This window comes from Globicatella sulfidifaciens DSM 15739 (assembly GCF_900167405.1).
Classification (GTDB): domain Bacteria; phylum Bacillota; class Bacilli; order Lactobacillales; family Aerococcaceae; genus Globicatella; species Globicatella sulfidifaciens.
Genome location: NZ_FUWO01000001.1, coordinates 50,080 through 62,670, shown reverse-complemented (window position 1 = coordinate 62,670; position 12,591 = coordinate 50,080). Strand labels below are relative to the sequence as shown.

The window sequence follows — 12,591 nt, the reverse complement described above, 5'->3', positions numbered from 1 at the left end:
TGAAAATATGGAATTTTCAAATGAATTAATAAATGTTACCCGTGAGCAATTACTAAGTGATTTAGCAACCAAAATCAAACCCAAACGTTATCAGCATGTATTACGCGTAGAAGCGACGGCAATCGAATTAGCCAAGCAATACGGTGTAGACCCTGAAAAAGCCAGTATAGCTGCTCTAATGCATGATTACGCGAAGGATTATCCAGAAGAGGAAATGTTAGCATTAGCACAAAAACGTTGGGATGAACCAACATTAAAAGAAGCAAATGATAATGTTTGGCATGGCTTTGCAGCCGCTACAATCGCCAAAGATTGGTACCACATTGAAGATGAAGATATCTTAACTGCCATTTCAGCACATACCATCGGTTGGACTGAAATGTCTCCATTAGTAAAAGTGGTATTTATTGCCGATTACATGGAGCCAGGTAGGGATTTTCCTGGTGTAAAAAAAGCTAGAAAATTAGCGTATAAAGATATTAATGCAGCGGTCACTTATAAAATGGTTGAAACAATCAAACATTTAGCTAGTGAAGAAGTTGCAATTTTTTTACCAACCATCGAATTTTATAATCAATGGATTTTAAGGAGAAATGTATGACAAAAACAAATTTAGAAAAACTAGAAGTAATTGTGCGTGCTGCCGATGATCGTATGGCACAAGATATTATGGCCTTGGATGTCAGAGAAGTGACCCCCTTAGCTGATTATTTTGTGATTATGCACGCTAGAAATGAACGTCAAATGGATGCGGTAGTCGATTCCGTGTTAGAAGCTGCGGCAAAAAATGAGATTGAAGTAAAACAAGTTGAAGGTAAAGATGGAGGACGATGGGTTTTAATCGATTTAATCGATATTGTTGTCCATGTATTCTATTATTCTGAAAGAAGTCATTATAATTTAGAAAAAATTTGGCAAGATGCACCTCTAGTTGATATCTCAGCCTGGGTGAGTGAGAATAATGAGCTTTAGTAAGATTGCCCGGGTTTACGACCGGTTCAATGATATTTCCAGCTATGAAGATTGGCTTGACTTTACTTTAAACTCATTAAGTGAACAACCTCAAAAAGCGTTAGACGTTGCCTGTGGGACCGGTTGGTTTCCTGTCATGTTACAAGCTTTTGTTGGCGAAATGACCGCAATTGATATTGATGAAGAGATGTTAAAAATTGCCAAAAAAGAAGACCCTAATTCGCAAATTATATATCGACAAGCGGATATGTTGGCCTTAGAAGATTATGCTAATCAGTATGATTTAGTCACTTGTTTTGCTGACTCACTTTGTTTTTTGGACAATGAGACCCAAGTAACAACAGCAATTCAACAAATGTTCAATGCGCTTGAATCTGGGGGAACTTTGCTTTTTGATGTCTGGACCCCTTATCAAGTAACCAACGGTTTTAAAGATTTCAGCTATTTTGATAGCGATGAAAAAGGGGCTATTATGTGGGATAGTGAGGTCGATGAACAGCACTTACAAGTGGAACATTACTTAACGGTCTTTGATCAAATGTCCTCAGATGGGCTTTATCAACGGTTCGATACTGTCTTGACCGAAAGGACTTATCCACTTGATTTTTATCAAAGTATTTTAGCGAAATTACCCACTCAATCGATAGAAGTATTAGTTGATTTTGGCGAGGATGAATATCGACCAAAACGCCATTCAACAACGGAACGTTGGTTCTTTAGAGTGGTAAAAAAATGAAAATAGTCGGGCTAATTGCAGAATATAATCCTTTACACAAAGGCCATCAATATCAATTGAAGCAGATTAGACGAAGCAGTCAATGCGATGTATTAGTGGTCGTGATGAGTGGGAATGTCGTTCAAAGAGGCCAATTTGCTGTTCTAGATAAATGGCAACGCGCGCAAATCGCAATCGACAGTGGTGCTGATTTTGTCTTTGAGTTACCCCTGCTAGCCAGTTTACAATCGGCAGATTATTTTGCTAAAGTAGGCATTGAATTATTAGCATTGTTAAATTGCAGTGAAGTTTATTTTGGCAGTGAACAAGCAGATATTCAAACATTGACGCAATTTGTCGAAACGGTAGAAGCTCACCGAGCGGCTTTAGACATCGAAATAAAAGCGGCCTTGAAAACGGGGCTATCTTATGCAGCAAGCTATCAACAAGCCATCGTATCGGTTCTCGGTGAATCCGATTTCGATAGTAGTTTACCCAATCATCAACTGGGTATTCAATATATTAAAGCCAATCGACAGCTGAAACACGCGATGATATTACAAACGATTAAGCGTATAAAAAATGAAGATGGTTTATACAGTGCTACCAGTGTTCGTGAGAAAATCACTCAAGGACAATTGCAGTCAGCGGAAGTACCATTATTTACGTGGCAAGCAATCCAAGCTAATGCTCCGGTGTTGATGAATGATTATTGGCCATTATTGAAATATCAATTAACGACTCATAATGCTGAAAGTTTAAAGCATATTTTTGGCATTAAAGAAGGATTTGAAGTAGCGATTTTAAATCAATTACGTTGGGCTATGAGCTGGGATGACTTCGTTAATCGCTTGACGTCGAAGAGATGGACAGCTGCTTCAGTGAATCGAATCTTAATTGCAGTGTTAGGCAATATTACTGACCAACAATGGCAGGATTATAAAACGAATTATGCCAAACAACCCGTTATCAGGTTATTAGCTTATCGCGAGAGTCATAGTCACTATTTAAAAGATTTGCGTCATCAAAGCGTGGAGATTATAGCTAATTGGAAAAAAGATTACGCTGATCGTTATCATTTACAATGGCGTATCGATCAAGTATATCAGCTAAATCCGATAAAAAGCCTTCAAGAACAGAATTTAACGCTATATCCGATAAAAAGATAAATTAAAAAATATAAGAGAGAATTGACAGTATAGCCAAAAATAGGGTATAATACATACTGTCGTTTTAGAGGTGATAATATGAAATGGACAATTCGAAAGTTACGTGATAGTAGAGATGAATTGGTACCAATCGAAGTCGATTTGGATATCAAAGAACAAGCAATTTCACGAGATGATTCAATTATTCATTTAGAACCCGTTCACGTATCAGGTTATTTTGTTGTTCGAGAACCAGATATTATATTACACTGTAATGCGGATGTAGTTATTACATTACCATCAACGCGCAGTTTAAAACCTGTGGAAGTGGATTTAACCTTCCCAATTAAGGAACGTTACGTCTATCCTGAGGATGATGTAAATGCAGACGATTATGAGGAGACAACTATCGTTCTTGAACACGATTATATCGACCTCGAACAGGCTGTACTGGAGACTCTATTATTAAGTTTACCGCAACGAGTGGTAGGACCTGATGAAGTTGAAGAGGATTTACCGAAAGGTAATCACTGGGCAGTCTTGACCGAAGATGAATACCACCAGCAACAAGATGAAGCTAAGCCGGAAATTGATCCACGCCTAGCGAAGTTGCAATCCCTATTAAACGAAGACAATGAAACTGAGTAAACTCAGTCACTATCAGGAGGTGTAAAACATGGCAGTACCAAAACGTAAAACATCAAAAGCATCAAAAAGAAAACGTCGTACACACTTTAAATTAGAAGTTCCAGGAATGAACACATGTCCGGAATGTGGTGAATTAAAATTAAGTCACCGTGTATGTCCATCATGTGGTTTCTACGATGGCAAAAACACAGCAAAAGATGCTGAATAATTAAAAATATGGAGTTAGGATAATAATTTCCTAGCTCTTTTTTTATTGAATATTGAGTTAAGTTCATAAACAATTGCATCTATTTGTAGAAACTATTCTGACTAGCATCAGTTAGTGATCATTTGATGCTTTTACTTATGGGAAATATGTTACACTAGAAAGTGGATTAATTTGAAAAGGAAGTGAAGTATGTCATTACGAAGTAAAGGAATTATCGCCATTTTATTTTCAGCATTAGGATTTTCATTAATGAACTTATTTATTCCATTGGCAGGTGATATTCCGACCATTCAAAAAAGTTTTTTTAGAAATTTAATAGCAATGATTGTAGCAATCATTGTTTTATTCAATGAACATAAGAAGGTGCCGGTTAAAGAACTTGAAAAACCAAAATCAATTCCATGGGCAATGCTAATTATGAGATCATTTATTGGAACGGTTGGTTTATGGTGTAATTTTTATGCGATGGACCATCTTATGATTTCTGATGCCTCGGTATTAAATAAATTATCGCCATTCGCAACCTTAATCTTCTCGTTTTTGTTTTTAAAGGAACCGATGAAGAAATTCCATTTAGTAGTGTTGGCTTTTGCTTTTACGGGTGTATTATTTGTCGTAAAACCAACATTAGCGTCAACAACGATGTTCCCTTATTTAATCGGTATTTTAGGTGGAGTTAGCGCGGGTGCGGCTTATACTTGTGTTAGAAAACTGAATTCCATGGGTGTCACCCCAGCATTTATTATTGCTTTTTTCTCGGCTTTTTCTACGATTATCAGTTTACCACAGCTCATTTTTAATTATGCACCGATGAGTGGACAACAAATTTTAATTTTGTTAACTGTTGGTTTAATGGCAACCGTGGGTCAATTTGGTATTACCTTTGCCTATAAATTTGCTCCGGCATCTGAAATATCGGTTTTTGATTACACGAATATTATTTTCACTGGTTTATGGGGTTTTATATTTTTAAAGCAAGTGCCTGACCGTTATAGTTTATTAGGTTATGCCATGATTATGTTGGCGGGTATCTTATCATTCCAATATAATCGTTACTTGTTAAATCAAATGAAAAAAGAGGGGTAGGCAAGAAGTAGAAAATCGAATGATTTTCGCTTCGTCTGTTACCCCACACGGTTTGGGACCATTCACCCCCTACGCTATAAATAAACAGTTGGAACCAAACGATTTTTTAAGTGTTTGTCAACTACAATTAACATTTAAAAAGAGACTGGGAGTGGGCAAGAAGTAGAAAATTAAATAAATTTTCGCTTCGTCTGCCCACCCCCGCACAGTTGAGTAGGCCTCAAACAAGTCGAAAGATGCAGTTTGAGACCACTCAACCACTGCGCTATTAATTTATGAACAATAACCTTAACTAAATTTATCAAGTTTATGCCCAGCCTCAAGGCTCTTTTATATTTTATGCTGTTTTGACAGTTAAGTGGAAGCTATCGCGTCCGATATTTAAAGTAACATCATTTAAAGCATACTATTAGTTAGAGCATCGTTTGTCAAATCGGTGGCGATTGTTCAGTCTATGTGAGTCAGCCTTTTAAAAAAAGAACTGCCATCCCAACCATTGGGATGACAGTTATGCAAGGCCGAATAGTTTTAATCAGTCTTTCTTTTAGCAATAAGTGATAGCTTTGGTTTATTTAAATCATTTAAGTAATCTAACTCAATTAAGAAATCTAGATGTGATAAAATATTTTGCGCTTTAAACGACCCTTCTAATAACACACCACGTTCACCAAGTCTGTGTTCAAACATCACTAAAGCTGGTGTGCTCTCGACATTCATATCACGAGCGATTTGTTGATCTTTTTGCAATAAATGTTTGACATAATCAGATTCCAAATCATCGACAAAGGTTTGCAAGTCTAGGCCAATCTCTTCAGCCAAATCTAAAATAAATTCATCTGAAAATCTTTCTAACTGCCCGACAATTCGGGACTGCATTTCCATTAGGAAACGGCGGCCCTTCTTTTTGCCTTGCATTGAAGCGGCTTTATAAGCTAATGAGGCTAGATAAACACTACGATAAATATGGTTACGTGAAGTCAAATCGGTAGACGGTATTCCAAAACGATTCATAAATTCTGTTACAATACTTTGGTTGTGGAAACATAAAATGTGGACGTCAGTTTTAGCAGAAATTAAGTCTATTGTTTTGGTTAATTCTCGTTCACAGTTAAAACATTGGCGTCCTAATGGATTGACAAATAAGTAAAATTCAAAAACTTTAGGAATCCCATTCGTTCTGTATTCAATTTGATATTCAGATTTCACAGTAATTCCTCCTTCTAATCTCCCTAGTAATGTTATCTTACCAAAACTAAATATCTAATACCAATCATAAGCTTTAATGATCATTTGATTGTTTTAGATAATGCAAAGCTCGAGCAATCTTCTTATCAGCTGGCCGAAAGTCGATTGCTAAGGCGGTGAGTAAGTTTTCAAATGCTACTTTTGCTGGTTCTAAGTCATGGGTTTCTAATTCTATTTCATAGTCGACGGTATCACCATAATAAGTTCGGTCAATAGCCCATTCGCCGTATTCGTTATGGTAAAGATAACGGTCTGTTTTTATTTGTAAAAAAAGCTCCAAAGTGTCATCGTCTTTAAATAAATAACGCAATTGATCCTTTATGACGGGATCATGAAGTTGGTCGAGAGTTATTGTTTGAGGGAGGGGCAGGACAGGATAGCTCTTAGTTTCAGATAACTCAAGTGAACGGTGTTGGTCTTGTTTTTGTTTAAAGGTCCATTCACTACGGGTATTAAAATTGCGTAATCTTAAAGCTGCCTGCGCTTTTTTTAGTTTTTGATCAGCTGAATCATAGTAATTATTTTGTTGAGTTTGATATTGATCAAAAGCCAGTTCAAAATGACTTAATAGTTTTGTGAATTCATTAGCGGTTAACATTGCTTTTATTTCTTGTTCAATTGAATAACTCATGATATCCCTCTTTCATTAATCCGTTTTTGATTATATCAAATTTTTCTCGCATATCCCAATAAATTTTACTCAAGTTGTGGTAAAATGGAAATGTTAGTGTGACCAATTCCAAATGAGGTGATTGACGATGCAAATAGAAGATAATTTTATTGAAGATTGGAAACAATTTTTAGCGCCTTATAATCAAGCGGTAGAAGAATTGAAGCTAAAATTAAAAAATATTCGCGGTGAATATATAGATAATCATCGCCATACACCTATAGAATTTGTAACTGGACGGGTAAAGTCAAAAGAAAGTATTTTAGAAAAAATGGCTATCCGTAATATTGAACCAGAAGACTTATTAATTGGAGTTCAAGATATTGCAGGGATTCGGATTATGTGCCAGTTTGTTGAAGATATCTATGAGGTCGCTCATCTGTTGAAAAATCGGCAGGATTTTAAAGTGTTATTAGTCCGTGATTATATCAAAAATCGGAAAGCGAGTGGTTATCGTTCTTACCATATGGTAATCGAGTACCCGGTTCAACGAGCAAATGAAACTATTAATGTCATTGTTGAAATTCAAATCCGTACACTGGCGATGAATTTTTGGGCAACAATTGAACATTCACTAAATTATAAATACCGAGGAGAATACCCCGAAGAAATCCTTAGAAGATTGGAAAGAGCATCGGAAGCTGCTTTTATGTTAGATGAAGAAATGTCTGAGATTAGAGATGAAATTAGAGAAGCTATTCGTATCTTTGATCGCAAATAGGAGGCCGACATGATGTCAATTCGTGTTTATATTTATGCAAGTCAAAAAAAAGAATCACAGTCAATTAAAGCGAAATTATTAAAACAATTAGCAAAATCGAATATTGAAGTGGTCGATGAAGAGCAATCATTCGATTATATTATTACAATCGGCGGTGATGGCACTTTATTATCCGCCTTTCAACGACTACAAAATCGTGTGGATTCGATACAGTTTATTGGGATTCATACCGGCCATTTAGGTTTCTATGCTGATTGGCAATCATATGAAATTGAAAATCTGGTCGAAGGTTTGTTAGATTGTGTGGATAAACCACCGGTGACCTATCCATTATTAGAGATTACCATGGAAGATACCATTGGCAATAATAGTAAATTCTTAGCATTAAATGAATGTTCGATTCGTTCAAATTTTGGCACGATGGTCAGTGATATTTACGTAAAAGAAGAATTTTTTGAAACACTTCGCGGGGATGGCTTGTGTATCGCGACACCGACCGGATCCACTGGTCTTAATAAATCATTAGGTGGCGCCGTGATTCATCCGCGTTTAGATGCGTTACAATTAACAGAGATTGCGTCATTAAATAATCGTGTTTACCGTTCATTAGCTTCACCGATGATTATCTCCAAAGATGAATGGTTGAAGATTTATCCTACCATTCATGGCAAAGAAACGACCTTTATGCTAATGTTTGATAACAAGTATATTAGCGATATTGAGATTCAATCATTAGTTTTAAAAATTTCTGATAGCCGGATACGCTTTGCCAATATCCGTCATACTCATTTTTGGAATCGAGTGGAAGCATCTTTTATTGGCTTAAAACAACAACAAAACAATATCAATCAAATCAATAATCTATTAAAATAAAAGGAGCAATGATATGAAACAATTTTATTCTCTATTTTTGACCAGTATGGTTGCAATATCAACTTTAGCAGGTTGTTCCACCACAGAAAAGGAAGTCACGACAACCACTCAAGCATCAACGACTGCTGAGGAGACTACCATCCAAGAAACAACCATTGAAACAACCGTAGTGGGCGTGACCGACACGTCAGTACAATCAAGTGAAGAACGAGCTGAAAATTCAAGTGAAGCGTCCACGACCGCTAATAGTGACAATGAAAGTAATGTCATTGCAGAGGAAGATTTAATCGATGGTGAAGTCATTATTGATGATAATCTCCAATTTTTAGCAATGGAACCAGCAGAAAAAGCCGCACGATATGCTGAATACGATCATATCAATAAAAATACTTTAACTGAAGTGGCGGCTCTTGATTTTTCACAGGTTGAAGAGGTTGCTAGCGAAGAAGAGTATAATGAATTAATGGAAAAAAGCATGGATGAAGCAGTCGTGTTATATTTAGGTTTCGATGAATGTCCTTATTGTCGTGCTTTTATACCGAAATTAAACCATTTAGCAAAAGAATTGGATGTGACTTTACATTATTACAATACCAATCGTCGAGCAGATGATCGTAATTTTAATGATGTCATTCAATTTTTAAATATCGAAACAGTCCCACATGCTTTTATTTTGCAAAAGGGCGAAATTAAAGCGCGTATCAATAACCAAAATACTATGCAGGAGATGGAAAACTTCTTAAGGGAAGTAGTTGAGCTAAATAAATAAGATGGAATTTAAATTTATTAGTGAATTAACTGAACCCATGCAGATTAAGTATTTTTTGCATCATTTAGAATTACCACGTGGCTTTACGACCGCAGTAAAGTTTAATGGCGAAATATTATTAAATGATCAACCAGTTTCAGTTAGGGCGATGATTAATCCTGGTGATGAGTTAATCATGGTCGCACCTGATGAAAAAGGACATGATACGGTTATTCCATCATTCGAACCAATCGAGATTGTTTATGAAGATCGAGATTTATTAGTTGTCAATAAACCAGCTGATGTGGTCTCTATTCCATCGATTAAAGATCCTGATTCGGCGATGGCCAATCGTATCAAAGGTTATTATGTCGCTCAAGATTATCATAATCAAGTGATTCATATTGTGACGCGATTGGACCGGGATACGACGGGACTGATGTTAATCGCTAAGCATCGATTAGCCCACGCCTTGATGGATCGACAAATACAAAATGGTCAAATACATAAATATTACCAGGCATTAACGACGAAGACTAATTGGCAGAATTTGCATGGAATCATTGATGCGCCAATCGCCAGGAATGATCAATCGTTAATTACGCGGGTCGTTAATCCTAGTGGTAAAAGTGCTCAAACGGAGTACTGGGTTCAAGAACAGTTTCAACATAGCTCTTTATTAAAATTACAATTACATACCGGACGGACGCATCAAATTCGCGTTCATTTAACCCATGTAGGTGGCCCCTTAATTGGGGATGATTTATATGGCGGCCCCTTAACTAAAATACTGGACCGTCAAGCCTTACATTGTGCAGAATTGCATTTTTTCCAACCTTTTACAGGAGAACCACTTAAAATTCAACAACCATTGCCGGATGATATGCGACAATGGATCCTTAAAGAAACAACGTTTAAGATAGAAAATCAATAATAATCATTATGGAGGGATAATATGGAAGTGTTTGAAAGAAACTTCGAAGAAAACGTAAAAGTCATCAAACAATTACTAAATAATAATCGTATGACGCGTTTTCGTGCAGAATTTTTAGCAATGCATCAATACGATCAAGCCAAAATATTTGAGCAAATATCACCAGAAGAACGTGATAAAGTTTATCAATACCTTTCACCATCAGAATTAGCCAGCATCTTTGATGCTTTTGAAGTTGATGAAGTCCCGATTGATGATTATTTCTACGAAATGAATGACAACTATGCGGCCAGTGTATTAGCTGAAATGTATGCCGATAACGCCGTTGACTTCTTGAACCACTTAAAAGACTTAAAGAAAGTCAAAGTTTACATGCAATTAATGAAACCAGAAAGTGCTCGTGAAATTAGTCAATTGATCAATTACTTACCAGAAACAGCGGGCTCCATTATGACCACCGAATTTGTTTGGATTGATGAAAATCTGACCTTAAGAGAAGCTTACGAGTATTTAAAAACGGTAGCGGTACAAGCTGAAACGATTTATTATGTTTATGTGATGGATGAGCATGAACGTTTAACTGGGGTTATTTCACTTCGAGATTTAATCATTAATGAAGATAGTCGTTTAGTGAAAGACGTCATGAATACACGCGTGATTTCGGTGCAAGTGAGTGATGACCAAGTGGAAGTCGCTAAAATGGTTCAAGACTATGATTTACTTGCTTTACCTGTTGTGGGCTTTGACCACGAACTTTTAGGGATTATTACGGTCGATGATATTTTGGATATTATTCAAGACGAAGCGGACAGTGACTACTCTGGTTTGGCTGCGGTTGATGTTAATGTTGACCACGAAACACCTTGGTCTGCGGCTAAAAGTCGTTTGCCGTGGTTAATTACGTTATTATTCTTAGGAATGGGGACCGCTACATTAATTAGTCAGTATGAAGGCTTAATTGAGTCTGCTAGTGTATTATCAGCGTTCGTGACCTTAATTACTGGTACTGCAGGAAATGCCGGCACCCAATCATTAGCGGTCGCCGTGCGTAAGTTGACTAACAAAACAGAAGAAGACACCAAAAATAATTTAATGTTTGAAATTTTAACGGGTTTAATTAAAGGTATCATTGTTGGTGTTACCATTGCGGTTGTAGCAGGAATATGGAAGCAAAATATTATTTTAGGTGGTATTATTGGTATATCGATGGCTTGTGCAATCTTTGTTGCGAATTTAGCCGGCGCTTTAATTCCGAAACTAATGAATAAAATTGGCTTTGATCCAGCGGTTGCCAGTGGACCGTTCATCTCAACGCTTAGTGACTTAACTTCCGTGTTTATTTATTTTACAATTGCATCAGCTTTTATGAGTTATTTAAGTTAAGCGTATGATTTTTCTTAAGAGTAGGCAATGAAGTATGGCAAATGAAACAACAATCAGTCGATTGTCAACTTCTCGCTCATCCCTTGCTGACTCTTATTTTTTAGTTAAAGTCTGACAACGGATAGGCCCTTATCCATGACTTAATATTCGCTAAAATCAAGAGAAACAGTGACACTCAGAAGGGGGTGAAATGACCTTCTATATATATTTTATGAGGAGGGTAAACCATGAAGAAAACCGCAAAAGTATTAGGAGCTAGTACCATGATGGCCGGCGTGTTACCACATTTATATTTCTTAGGTAAACATCATAACAAAAAGGCGACCAAAGGGGTTCAAATTATTACCAGTTATCAAGTAGCGACGAATCAGACGGAATATTTTTTATTAGCGAACGGTAATTTTCCATTATTTACTAAAGTGCATCGTGTTGAAAAACCTAAAGCTGTCGTTCAACTGGTACACGGTGCGATGGAACATCAAGGACGCTATTTTAATTTAATCAAAAAATTAAATCAACAAGGTTATGCCGTGGTGGCTAATGACCATCGTGGCCATGGGCGTTCGGTAACGGATAAATATCCTAAAGGATTTATGAATGGTACTCAAGAACTCTTAAATGATTTAGTACTAGTGACCGATTTTATTAATCAATTGTATCCAGAAGTACCAGTCTATATGTTTGGACATTCGATGGGCTCAATGCTAGCTAGAGCTTATTTATTGGAAAATGATCAGCGGATTGACAAGTTAATTTTGACAGGTGTACCGCCTTATAATCCAATGGTTGGTGCTGGTATTACACTGGCGAAACTAATTGGCTTTTATCGTGGCGAAAAAGCTTCAAGTTCAATCTTGAATGTATTACCTAAGGAACTCGATTGGATTGCTTATAACCAGCAACATTTACAAACGATTGCGAATGATCCTTTAGGAATGGAACAATTTACCAATGGGGGTAATTTAACGATGTTTGAGTTGAATCGTCTCTTAAATTATCCGAAGAAGTTTAAAGCGAAACACTCAGATTTGCCAATTCTAGTATTAAATGGAGCCGACGATACGCTCATTACCGGCGGCTCAGACGGGATTGATGATTCAGCACGCCGTCTAACGAAAGCAGGATACCGTCATTTAGTATTAAAACAATATCCGAATATGAAGCATGAAATCATTCATGAAAAAGATGCCGATACTGTGTTTGAAGATATACTTTCGTTTTACCGAAAAACGAATTGATT

At 36.7% G+C, this 12,591-nt stretch carries 15 protein-coding genes; 13 read left to right on the top strand and 2 right to left on the bottom strand.

Translation table 11 applies throughout. The features are described 5' to 3' along the window. The first annotated feature begins 7 nt into the window (after positions 1-7). The 7 genes from yqeK to B5D12_RS00240 all read left to right on the top strand — a co-directional run bounded on the left by yqeK (position 8) and on the right by B5D12_RS00240 (position 4,777). Complete coding sequence (yqeK, locus tag B5D12_RS00270) at positions 8-601, top strand: bis(5'-nucleosyl)-tetraphosphatase (symmetrical) YqeK (RefSeq protein WP_078754945.1); 594 nt, start codon at positions 8-10, stop codon at positions 599-601. After that, positions 598-972: a ribosome silencing factor gene (gene rsfS, locus B5D12_RS00265; protein WP_078754944.1), complete on the top strand. Its 375-nt coding sequence runs from the start codon at positions 598-600 to the stop codon at positions 970-972. The genes yqeK and rsfS overlap by 4 nt, the downstream gene beginning before the upstream one ends. Then, on the top strand, positions 962-1,708 hold the full coding sequence (locus B5D12_RS00260) for a class I SAM-dependent methyltransferase (RefSeq protein WP_078754943.1): 747 nt from the start codon (positions 962-964) through the stop codon (positions 1,706-1,708). Before rsfS ends, B5D12_RS00260 begins: the two co-directional genes overlap by 11 nt. Continuing rightward, positions 1,705-2,856: a tRNA(Met) cytidine acetate ligase gene (locus tag B5D12_RS00255; RefSeq protein ID WP_078754942.1), complete on the top strand. Its 1,152-nt coding sequence runs from the start codon at positions 1,705-1,707 to the stop codon at positions 2,854-2,856. Before B5D12_RS00260 ends, B5D12_RS00255 begins: the two co-directional genes overlap by 4 nt. Before the next feature lie 78 nt (positions 2,857-2,934). Beyond that, the gene (locus B5D12_RS00250; protein ID WP_078754941.1) at positions 2,935-3,483 is read left to right on the top strand and encodes a YceD family protein; all 549 of its coding nucleotides are present in this window, start codon (positions 2,935-2,937) and stop codon (positions 3,481-3,483) included. A 28-nt stretch (positions 3,484-3,511) separates the two neighbouring features. Further along, positions 3,512-3,691 carry a 50S ribosomal protein L32 gene (rpmF, locus tag B5D12_RS00245; protein WP_078754940.1) on the top strand — a complete coding sequence of 60 codons (180 nt, stop codon included), beginning with the start codon at positions 3,512-3,514 and terminating at the stop codon, positions 3,689-3,691. A gap of 189 nt (positions 3,692-3,880) precedes the next feature. After that, positions 3,881-4,777 (top strand): DMT family transporter, encoded by an 897-nt coding sequence (locus B5D12_RS00240; RefSeq protein ID WP_078754939.1) that lies wholly within the window; start codon positions 3,881-3,883, stop codon positions 4,775-4,777. Positions 4,778-5,305: 528 nt separating this feature from the next. Here B5D12_RS00240 and B5D12_RS00235 read toward each other — a convergent pair. Next, positions 5,306-5,983: a DsbA family protein gene (locus B5D12_RS00235; RefSeq protein ID WP_159443809.1), complete on the bottom strand. Its 678-nt coding sequence runs from the start codon at positions 5,981-5,983 to the stop codon at positions 5,306-5,308. 73 nt (positions 5,984-6,056) lie between these two features. Next, positions 6,057-6,653: a CYTH domain-containing protein gene (locus B5D12_RS00230; RefSeq protein WP_078754937.1), complete on the bottom strand. Its 597-nt coding sequence runs from the start codon at positions 6,651-6,653 to the stop codon at positions 6,057-6,059. Positions 6,654-6,780: 127 nt separating this feature from the next. On the opposite strand from B5D12_RS00230, the gene B5D12_RS00225 reads away from it, so the two are divergent. The 6 genes from B5D12_RS00225 to B5D12_RS00200 all read left to right on the top strand — a co-directional run bounded on the left by B5D12_RS00225 (position 6,781) and on the right by B5D12_RS00200 (position 12,589). Then, positions 6,781-7,413 carry a GTP pyrophosphokinase gene (locus B5D12_RS00225; protein WP_327077572.1) on the top strand — a complete coding sequence of 211 codons (633 nt, stop codon included), beginning with the start codon at positions 6,781-6,783 and terminating at the stop codon, positions 7,411-7,413. A gap of 9 nt (positions 7,414-7,422) precedes the next feature. Beyond that, positions 7,423-8,286 (top strand): NAD kinase, encoded by an 864-nt coding sequence (locus B5D12_RS00220; RefSeq protein WP_078754936.1) that lies wholly within the window; start codon positions 7,423-7,425, stop codon positions 8,284-8,286. Positions 8,287-8,299: 13 nt separating this feature from the next. Beyond that, positions 8,300-9,055 (top strand): TlpA family protein disulfide reductase, encoded by a 756-nt coding sequence (locus tag B5D12_RS00215; protein ID WP_078754935.1) that lies wholly within the window; start codon positions 8,300-8,302, stop codon positions 9,053-9,055. Between the two features lies 1 nt (position 9,056). Continuing rightward, a complete protein-coding gene (locus B5D12_RS00210; RefSeq protein ID WP_078754934.1) occupies positions 9,057-9,968 on the top strand; it encodes an RluA family pseudouridine synthase in 912 nt (303 codons plus the stop codon). Positions 9,969-9,989: 21 nt separating this feature from the next. Further along, complete coding sequence (mgtE, locus tag B5D12_RS00205; RefSeq protein ID WP_078754933.1) at positions 9,990-11,351, top strand: magnesium transporter; 1,362 nt, start codon at positions 9,990-9,992, stop codon at positions 11,349-11,351. A gap of 227 nt (positions 11,352-11,578) precedes the next feature. Beyond that, positions 11,579-12,589: an alpha/beta fold hydrolase gene (locus B5D12_RS00200; RefSeq protein ID WP_078754932.1), complete on the top strand. Its 1,011-nt coding sequence runs from the start codon at positions 11,579-11,581 to the stop codon at positions 12,587-12,589. Positions 12,590-12,591: the final 2 nt, after the last annotated feature.